The organism is Bacillus sp. FSL K6-0042 (assembly GCF_038006685.1).
GTDB lineage: Bacteria > Bacillota > Bacilli > Bacillales > Bacillaceae_G > Bacillus_A > Bacillus_A pseudomycoides.
The window spans coordinates 1,494,838-1,517,594 of record NZ_JBBOVS010000001.1; the positions used below are offsets into that span (position 1 = coordinate 1,494,838).

A 22,757-nucleotide genomic window follows, 5' to 3' on the forward strand; every position below is an offset into this window, starting at 1 on the left:
CCCCTAAATGAAAATTTTCTTTCTCTACAGTTAGTTATTTTGAGAAATCAGCTCTTTTTTTGTTTTGGGGGTGTTTACTTTTCTTAAGTTGATGGCCATGTATGGTGACCCCTAATAAGTGTTCCTGTAGCTGCATGTAGTTGACTACACAGTCTAACTAAAGAATCACTCGCTATCCGTTGACTCATCCAAACACAGATAGTGGCTAAGTCATGTCCTGAAAACTTACGCTTTCGTTGAACAAAATCTAACTCTCTAGCAAGCTCTTCTAAAAATGAAGGAGTAAAATATTGATATAATTCCTCAGTAAATAATTGGAGTTCATCTTGAATCGAAAGATTCATAAAAAATGCCATCCTTTCTGCATATTTCTACAAAAAGAATAGCGATTTTTTCGCTATATGGATACAAATTTATCTTAACTTGATGGTGATGTATAGTGACCCCAAATAGTGATTTTATAAATGTCAGAGTGCCACCACAAAACACCATTAAAATGGTATAATTAGTTTATAATAACATTTTATGGAGATGGTTAAAATGATATACAGTCTTGTGAATATAGGAGTAAGTCTGGTAATTGGAATTATCTTTATATCAACTTCATTACTATTGAAAAAAAGACCACCGACAGATATTAATGCAATATTTGGCTATCGAACAACTAGATCTATGAAAAACATGAAACTTTGGGAAGCTGGAAATAGGTATAGTGCTGAAATCATGACACAAAATGGATTTATAATTATTATACTAGGAAGTATTATCAGCCTATTTTTAAATAGCCCTTCCACTGCAATACTTTTAATTATGGGATCTATGCTATTACTAATAATCAGTATGTTTATAAGAGTGGAGAATAAGCTGAAAAAACTGGAAGAACCATGTAGCTAAAATTTTTGTATAGAGTATTTGTGAAGCTTTATAAAAAAGTTCGATCAAAAATACTTTGCAAACTTATATTGTACGATAAAAAAACGAATCTTTTTTCAAAATAGATTCGTTTTTTTTGAATGGACATTCCATTTTTAAAAGATGTTTGATTAAAACCCACTTAGAATTTCTTAATTAAAGGAGATAGAATATCGCAACTTTTTTATAAACACCGTGACTTTATTTAAAAGCGACATTAGAAAGAATAACGTTTTTTTGTACTTAGGGGGAGTGAAATTTCTTAAGTTGATGGGCATGCAGCTGTACCCCTAATAGAAATTATTAAGTAAATATTGATGTAAATTTAGTGAAAAAGCTCTTTACTTTAGCATTCTAAAGAGCTTTTTCATTAATTATAAATATACGAGCGTGTATTGATTTTTATTTCCCCAAAATAATTACATGAAAATCTATTATTTCGAACTATCCCATGACCCATCTGAGTTAAAATAGTACCATTTGCCATTAATTTGTTGCCAGCCTGTTTGCATAGCTCCAGAAGAATTGAAATAATACCAAATACCATTAACTTGCTGCCAATCTGTTTGCATGGCTCCAGAAGAGTTTAAATAATACCAAATGCCATTAACTTGCTGCCAATCTGTTTGCATGGCTCCAGAAGAGTTTAAATAATACCAAATGCCATTAACTTGCTGCCAATCTGTTTGCATGGCTCCAGAAGAGTTTAAATAATACCAAATGCCATTAACTTGCTGCCAATCTGTTTGCATGGCTCCAGAAGAGTTTAAATAATACCACTTATTTTCTATTGTTCTCCAACCTGTTTGCCTGATACCAGTAGAATCAAAGTAATACCACTTGCCATCAATTTGTTGCCAGCCTGTTATAATGTCGTTTGTTGATTGAGAAAGGTTATTATAATAACCCTCAACACCATTTACGAATGAATTCCATAGTCCATTATTAATCATGTTAGCAGGACAGTTTTTACCACTCCATCTTTGGTGTTTTACGATATTATTTAACGGTACACCCGTTTCTTTCATTAAATAAGCTACAAGTTTCTTAGCGTTATTTACTGCTTTACTGTAGTTACCGTCTCTGTTAACTGCGATTTCAATTGCAATAGATTGTCTATTACCTGGACCATCACCGTCTCCTGCGTGCCACCCGTTCTCGTTTAATGGTAAGTGTTGATAAATCTCTTTATCGTCTACTGTAAAGTGCCATGATGCAGCTCGGTCTGTGTTCCCTACTGCTTGGTTATATAGATATTGAGCGTGGTTTCTAGCACCTGCTCCTACACTTGTATTATCAGTCTCATGAATTGTAATGTACTTTGGACTCATGTAGTTTTGAGGACGAATATTATCGTTACCTACTGGAACAATCCATTTAGTGAATGGAACACCGTTTATTGTACTAGAGCTTCTAGGTGATGTGAAAGACAGACTACGTTTTGTTCTGTTTGAATTGTTAGGAACAGTTAATGTACCCGTTTCTTCATGAATACCTTCTGAACGTTGAAGACTGTCTGCTTTCTTATTATCGACAGTACCTCCTCCACGTCCGTCTACCCCTTCAAAACTAGCTTCAATACTTTTTAAAGCCTGTTCATCTGATGCTTGAAGTTGGTCTGCTTTACCTTGTTCTTGGACGCTTGTAGGTTGCTTATTGTTTACTGATTGTTGTTCCTCTGCAAATGATGCCAATGGTGAAGATAATACCGTTAATCCTGCTGTTAATGCTACTACTTTTTTACTAAATTTAATATTCATTTCTACTTTGGTATATCTCACTATTTTAATAGATATACCTTCCTCCTTGTACTTCTTTTAGTGTGAATAATAGTGTGAATAATGATAGTCTGAACCCCAAAATAACGACTTGATTTTTCATTTCATATAATCAACTGAAATCTATAGATCCTCCTAGATATGTCAATATTTCAGAGTTATAACACAACACTAGGGCTCCTCCCACAACTAAGACCAATGAAAAGAGAATCTAACACAGATTTTTCTTCATAATTGTTTAAATGGATATTGGGGAGCGTTTCAAACAAATATCGAAGAGAATGATAAGGACTTAAATTGTTCTCTTTTGCAGTTTCAACCACACTATACATGATGGCACTCCCTCTAGTACCTTCGTAAAAATATAATTTAAATAACATAAATAACCTTTAATATACAAAACTATAACATTATACTTTATATCCCGTTTGTTTTCTATGAAATTCACAAATCTTTCAAAAATCCTGATTACAAATAAAAAGAGACTTCAAAACACAGAAGTCCTTTTTTATGTTGGTTTGGAATAAAGTTTGATCAAAACTCAGGAGTTTTACCGTGACAGCTTTATCTAATGATGCAAAACGGTGCAACTTTTTTGCAAACAGTTAAACTTTATTCAAAACAGTACGACTTTATTTCAAAGAAACAACCATGTCATGTATCTTAGTATTTAGGAACTTCTAATATACTCTTTTTCTTCCCATCATATACTATAGCTGTTTTTGCTTTTATATTCTCATTGTTATATGTAAAATCTTGGTTTGAGAAATTCACAATCACTTTCATGTTTTTTCCGAATGTCGTACTTTGAACTTGCCGATCTTCAGACAATACTTCAAAATTAGTCATTGGTTTTGTTACGGCTTTCTCATGAAATGGAGACCATACTTTCAAATAAGAGGTAATGATGGATTTACTTTTCTCCCATTCATTTTTATCAATATGATATAAAGGTGGAACATTATACAACATTTCAGATAACATTCTATTCCCAATTTCATCTTTAATTCTAAAACTCCCCCATCCCCATTGGTGAGTAGTAATAATCGAATCATTATATACAAGTTTATATAAAGGAACTGAATATACAGGATTATTATGAATATTTTTATAAATAGGTTTGATTGGTATTGTTTTGGCATTCGATTCTGGAATAGCACCATCTGGTGAAGTGGATTTATATCCGCCTACATAATATGGGCTCTGTTTATCTTTCATATCAGAGTCGGGCCAAATCCCAGGTGTTTCTATTCCATGCGCAAAGGCAATTATATTACTAGCAAAGTCATTCCCACCTTCCGATCCGACTACCATGTGTTTTTCTTCGCTAATATATTTCATTCTTTGCAATCTTGCTTTTACATCTTGTTCCTGAGTAGTAATATGATTTGGAGAATAATCATCATAAATTTCGCCTGTAGCATCGCAATCGACAAACCAAGAATTAAACGGTATATTATTTTGTAAAATATCACCTACACGTTCTTTCACACTAGGTAAGGATAAAGTTGGATTTAACTTTCTTCCTTTTCCTAAGAATCCTCCTATTTTTTTCCCTTTTTCATTCGATATTGTAGCATTTTCATATAAAGTTTTATCTTTAAAAGAAGCAGTATTCCAATCTCTACTTCCAACTTCATGAATCGAGTGATATGAATCATAAGGGCCGATTAAATACCCCATTCTATTTGCTTCTTCTACCATTTTGGGATTCATTAATCCATTAGCCCAATTAGGTAAACCTACCCATGCTTTTTTAACATTCGATTTCTTCATATCAACTAAAACATCTGTTGTTTCTTTCTGTTCCCATCTGCTTACTTCATCCACTGCCTCTGTTAACTTACTCTTAATTAATCCTTTATTCAGTGTATATAGTTCTTGTTCACTCAAGTTTTGGATTCCTTTTTTCAACAATTCATTTGTTCCAGTATCTGGATTACTAAAAATGTCTTTATTATAAAGTTGTTCTAATTTTAATACCTGATTTATCGCATTAACTATTACTTTTTGCTGGCTTTTATCGATAGATTTTTGATTCTTTATATCTTGCATAACAGTTTCAAAATCTTTTGAGCCATCTTCCGTATTTGCTTGTAACAACTGTGCAATCCAATTTGTAAATGTCTCATCCATTTTTTGTGTGAATGTATCCCACTTAATATTTTCTACTGAAATCCCACTGTGGTTCCAAAAATAAATATGAGGCGCACCATATAATTTTTTAATGTTCGGATTTGTTTTTGCTTTTTCTTCTAGTGTCTTAAATTCTCCCTGTTCTTTTATATAATTTTTATAAATGTTTGCCATCGAGACAGGGTTTTTATCAGTTAGATACAATCTGAATCCATATTCTTTATTCTTATTAATAGAAGGATATTGATGTGTAAAACTAAACTGTATATCGGAATCAGCAGTGAAATGAATATTATCATTATACATATTGTCAGCTATATACATAATGGAATATTTAGATTTATTCAATGCAAAGAATCTCATAGAAAAACTTTCTACGAATGACATGTCTTGATCTTTTAAATATTCTTTCCAGTTTGGGTCATTGCTAGGTATATTTTTCCCTTCCGATAAGGGTAACGTATAGCTGTCCGCACTTACTTTAGGCCATGTAAATTCATTGGCTCCTTCAGACTTAGTAGATTTTAACTTAATACTTAAATAGGATTCTTTCTTTTCAATCTTCACATCTATTTGGTCATCTGGATAATTCCAAGATATACAATCATCTTTTTTTATTAGATTTGTTATTTTTTTCTTCGGTAGTGGTAAGGAAGCACTTTCTCTTACACCATCTTTTTCCACAAAAATCTCACCAGTTTCAGGATTCACATCAAAAGTGAAATTTTTGTATTGAGAAACCACGTTTTGTCCCTTTGTTGTAATATCCTTTTGTTGTGCATAACTTAGGGATGGTAATGTAAGACATATTGAACTCATCAAGATTGGAATAACTAGCTTTTTCATTTTTTTATTCATATTTATAAACCTCCTTATTTGTATTTCTATGATACAAATACATTGTGACAGGAATGTGACAATGTATTCATTGAAGCAAAATTATTCCTTTTTATTTAGCTTCATGATGAGTGGCTCAAAAAAGAACGAATTCTTGCCGTGCCCCATGCCCATCAACTTAAGAAATTTTAGTACCCCCAAGTACAAAAAACGGTTATTCTTTCTAAACTAAACAAGAAAGAATAACCGTTTTTTGTGTTGATTTGGAATAAAGATTGATAAAAATAAGAATTTTAATAGTGATTTATCTATATACAAAAATAAAACGTTTAGAACAAATTAAACTGTTGGTAAACTATCTAAATAACAACTAAGCACTCATTTGCTTTCTATAATAAATATAAAAAATTCCATACATTAGCAAAAGAATAAGTAAAACTTGTATTTCAACATTTTCTTGTAAAATAGTAGCTATCGGTTCTGGAAGATAAGGGGATTTTTGAGCACCACCTAGACCTAATGCTTTATTAACAATTCCAATTATACAAAAGAAAAAGATCCCTGACCAACTTGCTATAATTGCTTTATGTTTAATATCTTTATCTCTTTCATCATCTTTAATCCAAGGAGCTGATCCTTTATTACTTGTAAAAAATCCATTAATATAAGCCCACAATATAGCCCCCACAAAATATACTAAATAATTCATAATTCTATACTCCTTTCTTTAAAAAAAGTTCATCTACTGTTGTATTCAATACTTCTGAAAGATTAAAAGCTAATTTTAATGTAGGATCATACTTATTATTTTCAATTGCATTGATTGTTTGTCTACTAACCCCACATTTATTAGCCAAGTGCTCTTGCGACAATCCCTTTTTCTCTCTCAAATCCTTTATAATATTTTTCATATCTCTTCTCCATTTTTTATAATCAAAATGTCAAAAGTTTTTTACACATCAATTATAAAAAAACTCAATTGGATTGTCAAATGTTTTTGACACGATATATTACTATCAACTTAAGATGAAATTATACCCATAATTTATAGAAAGCGTTATTCTATTTGTAGAAATATACAGAAAGGATGGCGTTTTTGTATGAATCTATCGACTCAAGATGAGTTTCATTTGTTCGTTGAAGAACTACAACGATATCTATCTCTACATATTCTTCAACAACTTGCCCAAGAGACAGGCTTTGTAAAACGAAAAAGTAAGTATGGCGCACGAGATTTGGCTGCTTTATGTATTTGGATCAGTCAACATGTAGCAAGTAGTCCCCTTACTCGATTATGTAGTCAGCTTTATGCAAATACAACTACACTTATGAGTCCAGAAGGACTTAATCAACGTTTTAACCGATGTGCTGTTTTATTTCTACAGCGTGTATTTTCTCTTTTAATCAAAAGTAAACTAAACGATTCTTCTCAAATCTCAAACCAATACATTTCTTATTTTCAACGTATACGTATTTTAGATGCTACTATTTTTCAAGTACCCAACCATTTAGCTTCTATTTATCCTGGTTCAGGGGGATGTGCACAGACAGCTGGTATTAAGATTCAACTAGAGTATGATTTACATAGTGGGAAATTCCTCAATTTTCAAATGGAACCAGGTAAAAATAATGATAAAACCTTTGGTACAGAATGTTTGGATACCTTACGATCAGGAGATTTATGTATTCGAGATTTAGGATACTTTTCTCTAAAAGATTTAGACCAGATGGATCAACGAGGGGTATTCTATGTTTCTCGGTTGAAATTAAATAATAGAGTATATGTGAAAAATGAATCGCCAGAATTCTTTCGGGATGGGACAGTAAAAAAGCAATCTTTATATGTTTTGCTTAACCTTGAAGATATTATGCATCAGATAAAACCAGGAGATACTTATGAAATTCAGAATGCCTATATTGGACAACAAAAATTATCCTCACGAGTTATAATATACAGACTCACATCAACTCAAATTCATAGACGTAGGAAACAACAAACTTATGTTGAAAAGAAAAAAGGAGTTACATACTCTGAAAAAAGTAAACGTTTAACAGAAATCAACGTTTATATTACCAACATCCCATGGGAAATTGTTCCGATGGAACAGGTTCATGATATCTACTCACTACGTTGGCAAATAGAGATTGTATTTAAAACATGGAAGTCTCTTTTTGGTATCAATCATTGTTACAATATTAAGCGAGAGCGTCTAGAATGTCATCTTTATGGACAGTTAATCGCTATTTTTCTTTGTTCTTCCACTATGTTCAAAATGCGACAGCTGTTACTACAGAAAAAACACAAAGAATTAAGTGAATATAAAGCAATTTATATGATTCAAGATCATCTGTACTTAGTATATGAAGCTCTACAAAAAGACACCCAAGAAGCATCAAAAATTTTCCTTCGTCTGTTTGACCTCTTACAAAAAAACGGACGGAAATCCCATCGATATGAAAAAAAGACAGTATTTGATATTTTAGGTGTCGTTTATCAGTGTACTGTACCTAATCTAAAGCAGAAAACTGCATAATTTTTAAAAATACACCTTATCAAGGTTTATTTGGTATGCGTATTTTTTAAAAAAAATAAATAAAATATCCAGCATGTAGGCAACAAGAACGGAAGTTCATGGAATACCTAAACTTAGCTTGATGGGCATGGGGTACTGACGGCAAAACGCGGATTTTATACGCTAAGACAATTTCTAAAAATGAAATCTTATCTTTGCTACTGCAAAAAAATAGCCCCCCCTCCTCGCAAGAGGTGCTAGTTAACGTAAAATTCGTTATCGGAATTTGTTTAAAAAATATACACTCAACAATATGGTATAATGTGGATATTAAATCTTTTTGAAAGAGGGATCATAATGATAAAGAGAGGACTTATTTCAGGAATACTTCTATTACTTATCGTATCTGTAGAAGCTTATTTTAGTCGGGATTGGAGTCACATTTATTATGTATGTGGAACTTTCGGGTTAATTAGCATGGGGTTAGCTTTAGCTTACTTCATTGATAGCTTAATTTTAGGTAATAAAGGAACCCTATTTTCAAAAAAGGAAACCCTTTGATTGGCCGTATCGACCAATCAAAGGGTTTTTTAATAATGGCTATTCCAAATCTTATAGCAGCACTAGTTTACATCGTCATTTAATCAACTAAAAAAAGAGAAATTAAAGACCAAGCTTTCTCTTTTTTTAGTTATCTTCCTTCCCAGCGTATGATTCAACTATCTCCCTCGCAGACCTCCTGTTCTTATTTATTTCGATGATTTCATTTAATGATTTACTCACATCACTAAATCCCTGTTCAAATTTGACTCATCTGTAAAAGGATACCTTTGTAAACGCTCGTTCGCTTTTTAGGACGGTTCATTTGTAAAACTCACTAATTATAACTTTGTGCATAAATAATATAAGGAGTAAATTCCTGAATTTTTACAATATTTAGTATAAATAATATCAATTTACTATAATATGTAATTTATGTAAAATCATAATTAAGCTAAACTCTTCTTTAAATTCTTGCCCCTAACAAGGATTTAAAGACCATGCTATTTTTAGCTACAAATGCGTAAAAAGAAAAAAGCCAAATCTATACAGAATTTGGCTTTTTTCTTTGGAGTTCATGTAAATAACAACTTGAACCCACTACTCTTTTTCAAATGTAATTGTATTTTAGCATATTTTAAACGTTTTGTTGTTAGATTTTTTAACTTATCAGAAAGTTCCGGGTGAATATTTGGAACAATCTTTATCCTATGATATTGCCCCCTAACTATTTGTATATAATAGAAAGTAAAACTAAGTTCATGACTTTTTATAATTTGTAAAATTAATCATTAAATTCTTATAGCTAATGTGTACCAAAAGGTGTGTTTTGTTTTCGGTATAAACCTAAAATTATTTTCATACTTTTTGATATTGTACAAACAAATTAGTAATAAATTTCTCAATATGGATATTGTCACTAATTTTAGCTATAATATTTAAAATTAACAGTTAATGTAATATGATAAAAAAGTAATGGTTATCACCCTAGTTGTTTCTCCTTATACCATAGATAAGACCGAGTTCTGGTCTTATCTTTTTTATTTATATATTTTCTTGGGGGATGAATGGGTAGGCGGAATAGGGGTACAGCCGAGATACGTGTAAAAATAGGTCATAGAATTACTTTTATTTCCAGTTATGACCTATTGTGCTTATAGAGGTATTGCTTCTTCTATTGGATGAGGATTTTTTTGTAAATCAATTACATAATCGCCGAATCGTTTTATATGTCTACGATTCACAAAAGAAAGCATATGAGGTGTTCTAAAAATGAAAATACAAATTATATTGTTTGACGGCTTCGGAGAACTTGTCTCTTTCGCACCTTTTGAAGTACTCAAAAGAGCGATAGAAGAAGGGGCTCCATTTACGGTTGAACTAATATCAAGTGAATCAAAACAAGAAATTACTACTTCGTTTGGAGTTACGGTTAAACTAAATGATTTTTTACGAATGGATAATCGTCCAGATCTGTTAATTGTACCTGGTGGTGGCTAGAATCATAAAGCTGAACATGGGGCACGAAAGCAAGCAGAGCTTGGAACCCTGACCGAAATGATTAGAGAGATGTACAACGAAGGAACGATCGTTGCTGGGGTTTGTACAGGAGGTATGCTACTAGCTGCCTCCGGTATATTGAATGGTCGAAAGGCGACGATGCACTATTTGGCGCAGAATGAAATCAGTGAATACGGGGCAGAGCTTCTTCGTTACAGAATTGTTGATCAAGGGAATATTATCACGGCAAGAGGAGTCACTTCAGGACTTGATTTGGGACTTTGGATCACGGAAAGGTTCGCAAGCCCCAAAATTGCAGCTGCCGTTGAATATAGAATGGAATACGAGAGGCGAGGTGTTGTTTGGAGTTAATTTGAATTCTTTTTTATTGGGGTACGGAAACGATTCAAAGAATAACCCGCCACAACTGAAATTTTTTCCAATTTAGTGGGTGTTTTTTTATATTTTATGTAGTTTCCTATATGGGGTAGCACCACACCGCTATCAAGCTAAGGTTATGAAGTCCCCCCTAAACAAAAATTTTTATCTATCTACAATTCAGCTCATTTTTTCAGTTTGGGGTAACAACGAATTTCTTAAGTTGATGGGCATGTAAGGTGACCCCAATTATCCGATTACCACTCGAATTACAGGGGTTCACAGTGACCCATCTTCATACAGAACTTTTTTACTTTATTGCTTCAACTAAAAAGCAACCGTTTAATTGTGAGGTTACGCTTGCTGAAATTCAAAACCATCCTCTGATTTTACCGAGCACAGAAGGACTTGGAGTGCATTATTTGATTTTGGAAGCATTTTCGAAGGCTCAGCTACAACCGAACATTATTGCCGCATGCTCTGATATCTCCCTTTTATTTGATTTGGTTGCCTCTGACTTTGGAGGAGCTATTGTACCGGAAACCGTCATTAAACAATACAATAACGACGATATTGTTGCTTGCAAAATTACACATAGGGAGTTAGCTGCATCGATAGGCTTAATATGGCTGAAGAATCATTACCTATCACAAACCGCACAAAACTTTGCTAACCTTTTAACAACACACATGAATGATTGAGTCAGGTTTTAAAAAAATAAATTAGGGACAGTCATAACTGCCCCTAATTATTAAATGGGAAGAACCCTACTCGATGTTTTTATTGACTATAAAGTTAGCCCGCCATCTACAAGAACAATTGAACCGGACATATAGCTTGCCTTATCTGATGCTAAGTAAGCAACCATTTCAGCGAGTTCTTTCGGATCAGCATAACGACCCATTCTCATATTGGAAAACTCTTCTGGAACGTATCCACCTTTTGCAAACTGAGCTTCAACACTTGTTGTTAATGCTGTTTTCACACCGCCAGGACAGAGTGCATTAATGCGAATTCCTTTTTTCGTATATTCTAATGCAGCACCCTTGGTTAAGCCTACAACCGCATGTTTGCTTGCAGAATATACAGCTACACTGTGTTCAGGACGAACCCCTGCAGTAGAAGCAGTATTAATAATAGAGCCACTTCCTTGCTCCTCCATCACTTTTAACACATATTTCATTCCAAGGAAGACCCCTTTTACATTGATAGACATAATGCGGTCAAATTCGGATTCTTCTACTGAAGTGAAAGGTGCGAACTTTTGGATAACACCTGCATTGTTGAAAAATATATCAATACGTCCATATGTTTCGACTGCTTTATTTACATAGTTTTGCACATCTTCAGTTTTCGAGACATCGGCCTGGACGAAGATGCCTTCTCCACCTTGTTCTTTCACAAGTTTTAACGTTTCTTCTCCTGTTTCCTGATTGAAATCGACTAATACAACTGTTGCACCGTTACTAGCAAGTTTCAAACTGCTTGCTCTTCCGATTCCACTTCCTGCACCAGTTATGACAGCAATTTTATTTGATAATTCCATGTTTAATTCCTCCCTGCTTATAATTTCTTACATCAATCATTTTATTGCTTGTATAAAAATATATATTGTATTATCTTACGAATAATAGTATTTATTTAAGCATTCTAAAAATGTATCCAATTTCAAAAAAAATGAATGGAGTTTATGGAATAGATGGAAATAGTCATACAAGATTTACAACATATATGTGAGCTTATTTATGAAGTTCATCAAATACCTGTTTATTATGTCAATCAATTTGGTGAGATTGAATACGAATTTTCAAGTAGAGACTTACGGGATCATCCATATTACAGCCCGTTCAAAGAGCAGATCAGTGTCTATACTTATGAAGAGAATCCAAAGGATTTTCCTATCTTCTTTTCGAATTCAAATTTGAACTTTTTCTTTGTCAATCTAAAAAAAACGAACCTATTTTTAGGTACCATTATTTTAGGCCCTACCCTTGAGTCAGAAATATCTGATGAAAATATTAGCAAGATCCTTGATGCTTTTAAAGGAAACCTGAATAAAAGGAAACTCATTGAATACTATCATTCCATCCCCATTATTGATAGTCAACAATTCCTAACGATTAGTCTATTGGTTTATTATTTGATGTACCATAAAAAGCTTGATAAAACGATGGTCATCCAAAACAATAAAGCGTTGACCCTTGATATGATTGAATTAGAGAATCCGGATCTTGAGCTTTCAAAAGGGAGAAGGAATTTCATTTTTCATTCCAATCTTTCATATGAACGAGTTTTGCTTGATTATGTCAAAAACGGACGGATAAATAAATTAAAGGATATCTTCGATTACTCTATTGTCGGTGAGGCGGAATTAGGATTATTATCGAAACGAAATCGCCTAAGAAGTGAAAAAAATTTAATGATTACTGGAATTGCTCTTGTTTGCAGAGCGGCCATTGAAGGTGGTTTAAATGATGAAACGGCCTTTACCTTAAGCGATTTCTATATTCAACAACTCGAGGAATTAGGAAGCTTAAAAGCAATATTGAAATTAACGGAAGAAGCCATAATGGATTTTACCAATCGTGTGCACCAATTAAATGAAGAAAAATATTCTGCAACAATTACAGCTTGTCAACATTATATTTATGACCATCTTTATGACGATATCACACTTGATCACCTTGCACAAATGTGTCGTTTAAGCCCAAATTACTTATCATCACTTTTTAAAAAAGAAGTTGGTAAACCACTAAGTGAATACATTCAACGGCAACGAGTTGACGAAGCAAAAAAGCTATTACTTTTAACAAATTATTCGATTTTAGACATCGGCATGTGGCTGAATTTCAACGACCAAAGTTATTTTATAAAAATCTTTAAAAAATACACAGGTTTAACCCCCAGGCAGTTTAGAAATGATCATTTTTCCGATCATACAACGACATAATTATCTATCAATGAAAATTTGGGCAACAGATCAAATAGGGGTACCAGCACATCACCATCAAGCTAACCAGAATAGGTTGCCCCAAAATGATAAAAATGAACTTCGTTGCTATAAAAGGCATAGAATTTTCATTTTGGGGACATTAATTTCTTAACTTAATGGATACGGATTGCCCCCTGTTAGTATTAATCATCGTGAGTGAACTTCCTGTATTTCTTTTATAATCAGTTGAAGATTGTTCGTATATTCTTCCTCATCTACATTATCTATCCCAGAATGTTTAGGGATTACAATATAGGTACCTTTCGGAATTATAATGCAGTATGCTGACTCTAATTCCTTTACACTGTGTACTTTGTAACGATTGTATTCTAATTGTTCACCGTTAGAGATTATACATATATTTTTATTGTGGAGTTCAAACGAAATGGTTCCTATTACCCCACGATTTTTTTAAACTATCTTACGTATAAACATTATTGGTTTTACTTTTTGAAACAAGAAATGAATAATTATAGAAAAAACTATTATAAGGAAGGCTGTTCCTAACAATGGAATAAAGGAGGAAGTGTATTTATGTTTAGATATTTGATAATCAATAGTCCATGCTGAAAAAGAAAAAATATGAACAAATATCTCACTGTAAAGTAAAAGTCTTTTTGTAACGGTTGCTACTACGTATTTATAAGTATCTTCTGAAACATAGTAAGTTATATCCAAAAAGTCCACCACCCTTTTTAAGTAAGAGTATAATAAATTTTCTGTAAATAAAATACCCCCTAAAATGAAAAAACACGCTTTTTTAATTTGCCTTTTTTATCAAGGTTTATTAAGTTAATTTAATCAAACTTTGTTCCAAGGCTACAAAAAGAGCCTTTATCGATAATTACTTAGTAATCAAAGATAAAGGCTTTTAATTTCAATGTTTAGCTGTTGTTATATATATTTAACATCAGGCTATCCCTTCATCTTAATTTCACTATCTAATCCCGTTGGTTGAAGAAAGTTGTTGTCTGTTTTTATTAAGTGTCTTCGTCGCTTTTGTACTCCAAAATATCACCTGGTTGACAATCCAAAGTCTTACATATCGCTTCTAATGTTGAAAAACGAACCGCTTTTGCTTTCCCATTTTTCAGAATGGAAAGATTCGCCATCGTAATCCCAACCCTCTCCGAAAGCTCTGTTACGCTCATTTTTCGTTTTGCTAACATCACATCAATATTAATAATAATTGCCATATCCTCCACCTCAGACCGTTAAATCATTTTCTGATTTTATATTAATAGCTTCTTGTAAAAGTCTTTGGAGAACAGCAGCAAAAACGGCGATCACCATAGAGGCGAAAATAATGACCAATCCGATTGGTATGAAACTTGGAGGGTCAACTCTTTCCGCCATGAGATAGTAGAGTGGCATACCTAGCAGGTACAAGGTACTGATCGTGATGGCACAGTATTTTATATTCTTTAAAGCCTTTACCGATAATTCCGAGAACGCTTGGTTCTTATCAATATAGCTTAAAAGTTTAAAAGCTTGATACAGAGCAAAGTAAAAAGGTATCGCTGCCGCATACATATCGATTAAAACGAGAGATTTCAAATAAGCAATATTTGGATACAATTCTCCAGCAAAATTCCCGATCTTAGGCACCAAAAATATGCACAATGCAAGAACTGGGATTCCTATAAAAATAACAGCTAGCTTTAAAAAGAGTGTCGTAACTTGTTTCATAAAAAGCACCTCGCTTATTTAATGACAACATGATATTATCATATTATTTATCGTTTTACAATAAAATTATATTGTTTTTTATTATATTATTATTGTTATTGAAATATCCTTTTAATTTCGACAAAAATAAAAAGCATTTCTCATTACAAAGAAATGCTCTTACTTTAAAATGTTAAATTTACAACTTGTTCAACAAAACTTCCAAATAGTTTAATAGGCTCTGGTGCAAAATAAAATAATTAACTATAAATTTATCCGGACGCATATCATTCCCAGAGTAAATTATATCAACAGCAACTGTTACTTCTTTGGGAGGTGTTTCTTTCAAAGCTGCAGCCCATTCTTCTTCAATCTTCTTATATTCCTTCAAATTAACATCAGATAATTGCGATACCAAATTATCAATTTTAGGTGATCCTCCAAATCTATCACCTGCTAAATGCCCTGCATGGTCTTGTCCTTTTACTTTACCGGGTGTATTTTTACTATGTGATAATCTCTTCTCTCTTTCAGTTAATTGTAGCTTATCAGTTTCAAATTTTTCAATTCTTCCAAGACTATCGGTTTCATAAAAATAGTCAAACTCTCCTGTTTTATACCTAACATTCGGTTTTAACCTATTTTTTCTTCCGTTTGTAAAATGTTTCCTTTGTCCACTAATGTTTTAACTTCACTCACTTCAGCACTACTTTTACCCGTACCCTATGTTATAATCCCAAAATAAAAAGCACTTGTTGTCTTTAGTTGACAATCAAGTGCTTTAAGTTCATCTATTTTTAAGTAGCATTAAACTTGTAAGTTTTGTAGTAATAGTATGACACCTTTTGTATGTCATGAAAACTACTACGTTAAAACTAACGAGTTTGTACGAGCTCATTAGTTTCATATACATTCCATGTGTTTATATTCATCGCCCAATAAAATGTCATCTCACCTAAGGTCGTACTTCGTTTTCAGTTCTATCATTGCACGTAATACTTTATGATGGTACAACCATCATGGAGTATGTACTTTTTAACAGCCTATTCTTTTTCATCCATTTTCTGCTTTAAATATTCAGCAATTTCTGTTTGCCCAAATTCTCTAGCATATTCATAAGCATCCATATTCTTAATATTTTCTCCAGTGTATCTAATTGAAATATCTATTCCTTTTTCAACTAGAAACTCAGCTACTTCTTTATGTCCACCATAAATCGAACCAAATAATGGATTTCTTTTTGCTAAGCTCACATCTAATTCTGCGCCAGTCTCAATTAAATACTTTACTATCTCCAAATGCCCCGCTCCTGCTGCCAATCTTAAAGGGGAAGCATCAAATATATCACCTTTTGTATTAACATCGATTCCTTTATGGATTAAATATTCCACTATTCCAAAATGCCCTTTCTTTGCTGCAACATGTAACCACGTACCAAATGGTGTCATTGAATGTAAAGATTCTGGATTATCTCCTATTAAACTTTTTACTTCATTAATATCACCAATTTTAATTGCATTTCTTATTGCTTTATTTAAACTTTTTTCATCCATAACATTACCTCCTGTATCTCTACTATCTTGTACTAGCTATGTCTCCTAAATCTTTAAGAGTTTCAACAATATCATCAAAGTCACCGTCTATTGCTTCAACAACTCTTAACCGACTCACTACTTCCTCCAAAGCATCAAACCTGTGTTGTCCTATTACCGCATTTGGTGCCCAAACAAGATTTTCTTCACCAATTATCGGTTCTATTCCATACCTTCTTAATATTTCTTAACCTTCTTGAACAAGTACTTTTTGCTTCTGGCCAAGACCTTTTTAAATAGAATATGATGTGCATGTGGATTTATCATAGCAGTAGGTGGGTCACCTATTAGTCCTCTAAGATACTTACCAAAATCAAGTTTAATTAATGCTTCATTATATGCTTTAGTAATGCCTAAATCAGACATCTTTTTACTAATCTCAGACAACTCATCTACACTAAAAGTATTATTTTGAATAGCATTTTAAGCTTAATCATCTTTGTGGCATTGACACTACCAGCCTCGACTATATCATCAAGATAATCGCTTACAGCGTTACCCGTACCCTTAGCAAACGAAGCCTCTACACTCTTTATCTTATCATCTATAATCTTTTTACTCTCTATATGATGCTTATCAACCCAGCCATGGAAATATGTACCACCTTGCTTAATTGTTATTACACCATGTTCATTGATTTCAAATCTCTTGGTTTTGGCTGTCATATTATCTATGTTTTGCGGCATTCTTTTACCAAGCTAATACATCTTGTCATTTCCAAGTTTTCTATCTTTAAGCTAATCAGTTTTAAATAAACTAGCTCTCAGCTTGCTTATATGAATCTTTTATTTAAAATATCAGTTAAACAAATAATTTTCTTCTAAAACAAAAAGGGACATCTCATAAGCAAGTAAAACCGGCTTATGGGACAACCCTTTTTATTTCAACTATCTATTAATCATACAATTTGTTTAAAAGCTCAGTGAAATTACTTGCCACGTAAAATACATTTTCTCTCGCTACTTCCTCTGCTTCTTCTGTTGTAATCCCTTCACTTTCCATTAGCGCTTCTTTTTCCCATGCATCTTCATGTTCCCAAAAGACGACAATCGGATCTTCTTCATGATTTTTATAATCAAAGCAAATTAAATTCCCTGAAGGAGCAAACCCAAATGAAATTAATTTTTTAAGCATGTATCGCTAAAGTCATTACATACATCAACTATATATTCGTCACTATTTTCAGCAAAAGATAATAAGGCTCCAAAAAATTTTCACGATTATTCACATTAAATAATTCTAGTTCAACATTAATACTATTATTTACAGCTACACATTTTATATAATTACTTAAAAATTTGATACCTATTCCATTACCATTTTTTACACACCAATCACTTACAGCTTCATCAGCAAATTTCCATTCTACTTTACTCATTTATAGGCTACATATCCTATAAATGATTTTAAAATTGTCTCACCTCTTTAACAGAGTTTTTCCTGCTTAAAACTTCACAGAAAAATCTTGCAAGACAAACCCCAATCAAGTTTTTTACACATCATCTTCTCGCTTATTGCATCTCTATTCTTCATCCTTAAATTTCAATTGTAAAATGAGGTTTTCTAAACTATTAGTTATTTGTTTATACTCATTTAATTCAAAATCCTCAACAAAAATCTCACCTGTATTGTTGTCTAGCACTATTAACATCCCATTTGCTTCATAACCAATTGGGATATATTTACATATATCACCTTTAGATTCTGCGTAGTCTTTAACAAATGAAATAAAATAATCTGGTTCAACTCCCGGGATAACGGGGTGCAAATTAATATTATAAGAAGAAATCCATCCCGTTAATTCTAAAAACCAATACGAATTGAAATACTGCTTCACCGAATCATGTAACTGAACGTTATATTGACTTTCAATTTCATCGAAGTCAAATTCCACTCCCTTCTCTATTGGTTTCCAAGAAATATATCCATATTCATCTTCTTTACCTGTATATATAAATCCATCTACATCTTCATTCCATGCTATTTGCGGTAATGAATTGTTGTATTCCATCCATTTATCTAGAAATTTTTCAAAATAATCTTTTATAACCTCTTTCATATTAGAAATCACTCCTTAATAAGTTTCTGTAGTAACTCTGAATAAACTTTATCTTTACCCCATATTCCTGCTTCTTTTTCTATATTATGAATTCCACCGGAGCCTGGGTGTAGTTTTTGAGGCACAGGAAATGCTTGTCCACCTCCACCAATATGATGATGAACTAATTTATCTCCCCTAACACCTTTAACATCATATTGAGAGAAATATTCCCTAAACACCTTATCATTAACAGGGCTATCAGTAAACGGATTCCTACCTTCTATTATTGCCCTATTATTCGGGCTAAACGCTTCTGGATGTCGATCAAGTAGTTCCCTCCAAAAGTACTTTAAGTCACGTCTCCAACCTTCAGCATTAGTGTACTTTTCTCCTTTCCCTCCAAAAGGCATCTCAACGACTGTACGTTGATCTGCAATATAAACTGGATCTATATTTTGAAGATCTACATCACGATATGTTCTAATAGGATGATCAGTATCCCCTGTACCCTTACCAAAAACCTTCTCCCCATTCTCCTTCATAAACTGATAAACATCTTTCAAAGAGTCTAATCCTCTGCCTTCTCCCGTAGCCTTACCAAAAAACTCCTTCCCATTCTCCTTCATCGACTGATAAACATCTTTCAGAGAGTCTAATCCTCCGCCTCCTCCATGCCCAGCGCTAGCCAACGCAGTTTTAGGGCCGAAACTCGGGATCTCAATATTTTTAATCTTCTCCAAGGCATTCCTCGGCAACTTATTCATTAATGCCGTTATTTCTTCCAACTTACCAACTATTTTACCGCTTTTCGCGGCTGCTTGAAAGACTTTTGTACCCTCTGCGAATTTTCCGAATGCAGCTGTTCCTTTCACTGCGGCGGTTACTTCACCGACGCCGATAAAACAACTGCCAATATCAAATATCGCACCGCCAAGAGCATAAGGATCGGTCAATGCTTTTTCCACATAACCTTTTACGGAGTTAACTAGTGCCTTACCATACTTAGGATAATCCTGCCAGCTGATAATGGCTTGTCCAAGACTTTTTATCGTATTACCTGCTCCGTAAATATCGTCCAGTTTCCATTGTTCTGTTTCTACGCCGCGTATCGAATTAAAGCCCCACTCACCAAGCTCTGCGATTAGGAAACCTAATTTCGTTGCACCTATCGCTATCCCACTAATAGCGGAACCAGCCGCGCCTATAAAACCCTCTAACACCAAGGCTTTATCAGAAAGGTCTTTCAGTAAAGGAATGTTGTCCCCTACCCATTTTGTACCCTTTCTCAATACATCCCATTTCTCACCGGCACTCTTGGAAAGGTCTTGAAGCCAAGCCTCCAATGGATGATTTTCCGCCCATTCCTCTTGCTTTTTCTTCATTTCTCTTTCAGCTTCAAGTTTCGCTTCTTTTTCCGCATTCGTGATTTGTGTATCCATTTCATGAATGCCTTTTGCCAACGCATCTTGCGCAAAGAAAGCTCGAAGTTGCGGATCAGTATAAGATAAACTGCCCATGTCCCCTGCAATTTGAACTTGTTTGTTTAGGGCATTGAGAATGTTTTCCGCATTGCTTTCTGCTTTTTTGCTTTCAAATTGCTGTACTTTTTGAATCGTATCCTCTAGTTCTTTGCTGGCTGCAACCAGTTTTTCATCAAACTGGCTTTTCGGCATACTCAGTGAAATCAAATCACTTACGCTGTTGTAAATATTAGAGATGCGACTATCAAGTTCATGTTTCTTGGGTTGAAGATTGGAAAGTTTGTTTTGTGTTTGCAGTAATGCATCTTCCAGAATAACCGCATTCTCATCAGTTTCTCCCGTTGTTGACTGAAAATCCTGGAAAGTTGTCACCATTTCCCTAATAAGAATTTTATTGGTATCTTTCAACCCAATCACAACTGCATTTTGGTTATTATTGATGTCGTTGACAATCGCGTTTCCTGTTTCACCCTGCATGGCATCGGCCTGAATAATCCCATTCAATGCGTTTTTGGCTTGTTCAAGTTGTTCATTGGTTTTACTGGTGTCTTTTTGGAGTTTTTCCAGTACTTCCTTGAATTCCTTTAAATCTACTTGAAAGCCCACTTAATCCGCCTCTCTTTCTGGTGAAGTATGAATAGCTTCATAGAAAGCGAGCGCTTTATCTAGTGGTAAAAAGGCACTGGATAACTTGCCATTTGCTACTTGCATACTTCGTAAGAAAGTAAAAGCAAATTGTTCTTCCCATTCATTCGTCATCCCATGTGAAACAACTCGCTTAATCATCATATTGGACACATAAATCGCTGGTGTGTTGCTCATTTCACCAAATGGCCACAAGTAACCGAGATAATCTACCACATAATCGTTAAATCCCTCTCTTAACGGTACTTTGCGTCCTGTTAAAATCACGAGTTCTCCGAGTTCACTATTCTTGAACATATTTTGAATTACCTCTGGCATCATGTCTATGTCCAATTCCACAACGGTACCTAGCGGCAAAATTTCGCTATAACACGCATCAATCAAACCCATCAAACGTAAAAATTGAGAAAATGGAATGTCTAATTGCGTTTCTAATCGTTCAAAACGAATTGTCTCATTCGGATAATCAAACGTCACTGAGAATTTCGCACCAATTTTTGGTTTGTTTTCAAAGACATCTTCTTGATTTCGAAACGCCTTGTAAACTTCACGAAAAAGGGAAGGCTGATTCCCCAGCAAGTTACCCATTTGTAATAGTTCGTCAGTAATCTCTAAATCTAATATTTTGTCATTTTGTAAAACAACCTCTAAAAGTTCTCGTTTGTTATATTCGGCCATATTATTCGAACCTCGCTGTATTTTGTTTGATTACATTCGCCATTTTAGCATCTTCATCGACAATTTTGTCCGCGACGGCTTTCATTTTGCCTGTGTCAGCAGAAGATACTCCTTTAAATGCTTCTAAAGTTGTTCCGGCTTTCTCTACTAAATTGTGAAAACTCGTGAACCGAGATAGATTATTCTTGGTAATGTTCGGTGAGGGAACTTTCTCTATCCGACTAACTGCGTTCTCTGCTTTTGTGACTGCTCCTTTAAATCTCTCTTGATCTATACCTATTTTCCCCATTGGTATTTTCTCCTTTTTCGTCACTACTCAGCCACACATTTCATTTAGAAGTTTTCGGCATACAGATGGCTGCTATGAAGATAAAAATGGCCATGCACCTTGTTTCCTTTCTTTGTTTTCAAACGTTGCACGTGGCAGGAATAGTCCCTGACCGCTCCAATACATAGCTAGTCCCTCTCGCTCATTTAAAAAAGATGCTTTTTCTTTTTTTCATAGAGTGACTGAGTAGTTACCTTTTTCTATAACATAGCACGCAAACCGCTAATACTTGCTGAAATGCTCGCAATAGCGTCACCTATTATAGACTGATCCATTTCTAATAGAGTGATTTTCCTATTCATCGCGTTTAGCCTTTCATTGTGCTCCTCTTTATCTGCATCAAGTGCTGCCTTAATTTCATTTAATTTTGTATCGAATTTCTTACGACGTGCTCCTTGGAACTGGCTTGTTGTTAGACTCGTGCTTAAATGGGTAAACTCTTTCTTATAAGAATCAAAATGATGAAGTTCGCCCTGTAAAGATCTCTTTGCGGCTTTTAAGCGCTCTAACTTTTGGGCATTTGCCCTGTGGCTAGCCATTTTACTATCATAAGTTGCCTTAAATCGATCAACACTTGCATTGATATCTGCTATTCGTGCAGCTTCTTTGGCTTTATCTTCTTCTTGAGCCATAATGTTTTCCCTCCTCAAAATCTATTTCCCTATCAAGACTATCTTTCTGTTTGTAACTACTCAGCCATACACACCACTCGCAGATAAAGTGAAACCTTAATCAGCT

At 33.8% G+C, this 22,757-nt stretch carries 19 protein-coding genes and 5 pseudogenes; 6 read left to right on the plus strand and 18 right to left on the minus strand.

All coding sequences use genetic code 11. The annotated features are described in order from the left end of the window. Positions 1-113: 113 nt before the first annotated feature. Positions 114-344, minus strand: a pseudogene (locus tag MHH45_RS07805) (IS4 family transposase); the annotation flags it as partial. Between the two features lie 196 nt (positions 345-540). Between MHH45_RS07805 and MHH45_RS07810 the strand changes: the two are divergent. Continuing rightward, entirely contained in the window at positions 541-894 is a 354-nt protein-coding gene (locus tag MHH45_RS07810) for an SdpI family protein (protein WP_016114264.1), read from the plus strand. A 470-nt stretch (positions 895-1,364) separates the two neighbouring features. Here the strand turns inward: MHH45_RS07810 and MHH45_RS07815 are convergent. The 4 genes and pseudogenes from MHH45_RS07815 to MHH45_RS07835 form a co-directional block, all read right to left on the minus strand. Next, positions 1,365-2,672, minus strand: a pseudogene (locus tag MHH45_RS07815) (N-acetylmuramoyl-L-alanine amidase); the annotation flags it as partial. Positions 2,673-3,353: 681 nt separating this feature from the next. Further along, complete coding sequence (locus MHH45_RS07825; RefSeq protein ID WP_016114260.1) at positions 3,354-5,684, minus strand: glycoside hydrolase; 2,331 nt, start codon at positions 5,682-5,684, stop codon at positions 3,354-3,356. Between the two features lie 349 nt (positions 5,685-6,033). Further along, complete coding sequence (locus tag MHH45_RS07830; protein WP_016114259.1) at positions 6,034-6,372, minus strand: hypothetical protein; 339 nt, start codon at positions 6,370-6,372, stop codon at positions 6,034-6,036. 4 nt (positions 6,373-6,376) lie between these two features. After that, complete coding sequence (locus MHH45_RS07835; protein ID WP_016114258.1) at positions 6,377-6,574, minus strand: helix-turn-helix transcriptional regulator; 198 nt, start codon at positions 6,572-6,574, stop codon at positions 6,377-6,379. 189 nt (positions 6,575-6,763) lie between these two features. On the opposite strand from MHH45_RS07835, the gene MHH45_RS07840 reads away from it, so the two are divergent. From MHH45_RS07840 to MHH45_RS07855, 4 genes and pseudogenes are all read left to right on the plus strand, one after another. Further along, entirely contained in the window at positions 6,764-8,197 is a 1,434-nt protein-coding gene (locus MHH45_RS07840) for an IS4 family transposase (RefSeq protein WP_340862211.1), read from the plus strand. Between the two features lie 336 nt (positions 8,198-8,533). Further along, positions 8,534-8,737, plus strand: coding sequence for a hypothetical protein (locus tag MHH45_RS07845; protein WP_016114256.1), 204 nt, complete (start codon positions 8,534-8,536; stop codon positions 8,735-8,737). A 1,251-nt stretch (positions 8,738-9,988) separates the two neighbouring features. Continuing rightward, positions 9,989-10,588 (plus strand): annotated as a pseudogene (locus MHH45_RS07850) (DJ-1/PfpI family protein). A gap of 245 nt (positions 10,589-10,833) precedes the next feature. Next, a complete protein-coding gene (locus tag MHH45_RS07855) occupies positions 10,834-11,295 on the plus strand; it encodes a LysR family transcriptional regulator substrate-binding protein (protein ID WP_229165997.1) in 462 nt (153 codons plus the stop codon). An 86-nt stretch (positions 11,296-11,381) separates the two neighbouring features. On the opposite strand, the gene MHH45_RS07860 is transcribed toward MHH45_RS07855, so the two are convergent. Beyond that, a complete protein-coding gene (locus MHH45_RS07860) occupies positions 11,382-12,140 on the minus strand; it encodes an SDR family NAD(P)-dependent oxidoreductase (protein ID WP_016114253.1) in 759 nt (252 codons plus the stop codon). A gap of 153 nt (positions 12,141-12,293) precedes the next feature. On the opposite strand from MHH45_RS07860, the gene MHH45_RS07865 reads away from it, so the two are divergent. Beyond that, entirely contained in the window at positions 12,294-13,544 is a 1,251-nt protein-coding gene (locus tag MHH45_RS07865; protein WP_016131300.1) for a helix-turn-helix domain-containing protein, read from the plus strand. A 1,022-nt stretch (positions 13,545-14,566) separates the two neighbouring features. Here the strand turns inward: MHH45_RS07865 and MHH45_RS07870 are convergent. The 12 genes and pseudogenes from MHH45_RS07870 to MHH45_RS07925 form a co-directional block, all read right to left on the minus strand. Then, entirely contained in the window at positions 14,567-14,782 is a 216-nt protein-coding gene (locus MHH45_RS07870; protein WP_016114251.1) for a helix-turn-helix domain-containing protein, read from the minus strand. A 10-nt stretch (positions 14,783-14,792) separates the two neighbouring features. Next, positions 14,793-15,275 carry a DUF2975 domain-containing protein gene (locus tag MHH45_RS07875; protein WP_088094603.1) on the minus strand — a complete coding sequence of 161 codons (483 nt, stop codon included), beginning with the start codon at positions 15,273-15,275 and terminating at the stop codon, positions 14,793-14,795. Positions 15,276-15,453: 178 nt separating this feature from the next. Beyond that, positions 15,454-15,936: a DNA/RNA non-specific endonuclease gene (locus tag MHH45_RS07880; protein ID WP_088094602.1), complete on the minus strand. Its 483-nt coding sequence runs from the start codon at positions 15,934-15,936 to the stop codon at positions 15,454-15,456. Between the two features lie 41 nt (positions 15,937-15,977). Then, a pseudogene (locus MHH45_RS07885) lies at positions 15,978-16,161 on the minus strand (hypothetical protein). A gap of 136 nt (positions 16,162-16,297) precedes the next feature. Further along, positions 16,298-16,807 (minus strand): ankyrin repeat domain-containing protein, encoded by a 510-nt coding sequence (locus MHH45_RS07890; RefSeq protein ID WP_088094601.1) that lies wholly within the window; start codon positions 16,805-16,807, stop codon positions 16,298-16,300. 431 nt (positions 16,808-17,238) lie between these two features. Further along, complete coding sequence (locus tag MHH45_RS07895; RefSeq protein WP_088094600.1) at positions 17,239-17,532, minus strand: hypothetical protein; 294 nt, start codon at positions 17,530-17,532, stop codon at positions 17,239-17,241. A gap of 208 nt (positions 17,533-17,740) precedes the next feature. After that, a pseudogene (locus MHH45_RS07900) lies at positions 17,741-18,224 on the minus strand (SMI1/KNR4 family protein). Positions 18,225-18,368: 144 nt separating this feature from the next. After that, a complete protein-coding gene (locus tag MHH45_RS07905) occupies positions 18,369-18,905 on the minus strand; it encodes a SecY-interacting protein Syd (protein ID WP_088094599.1) in 537 nt (178 codons plus the stop codon). An 8-nt stretch (positions 18,906-18,913) separates the two neighbouring features. Next, positions 18,914-20,974 carry a T7SS effector LXG polymorphic toxin gene (locus MHH45_RS07910; RefSeq protein ID WP_088094598.1) on the minus strand — a complete coding sequence of 687 codons (2,061 nt, stop codon included), beginning with the start codon at positions 20,972-20,974 and terminating at the stop codon, positions 18,914-18,916. Beyond that, positions 20,975-21,691, minus strand: a complete 717-nt coding sequence (locus MHH45_RS07915) for a DUF4176 domain-containing protein (protein WP_016114216.1) — start codon at positions 21,689-21,691, stop codon at positions 20,975-20,977. 1 nt (position 21,692) lies between these two features. Next, positions 21,693-21,980 carry a TIGR04197 family type VII secretion effector gene (locus MHH45_RS07920; RefSeq protein ID WP_016114215.1) on the minus strand — a complete coding sequence of 96 codons (288 nt, stop codon included), beginning with the start codon at positions 21,978-21,980 and terminating at the stop codon, positions 21,693-21,695. A gap of 239 nt (positions 21,981-22,219) precedes the next feature. Beyond that, positions 22,220-22,651, minus strand: a complete 432-nt coding sequence (locus MHH45_RS07925) for a DUF5082 family protein (RefSeq protein ID WP_016114213.1) — start codon at positions 22,649-22,651, stop codon at positions 22,220-22,222. Positions 22,652-22,757 lie beyond the last annotated feature (106 nt).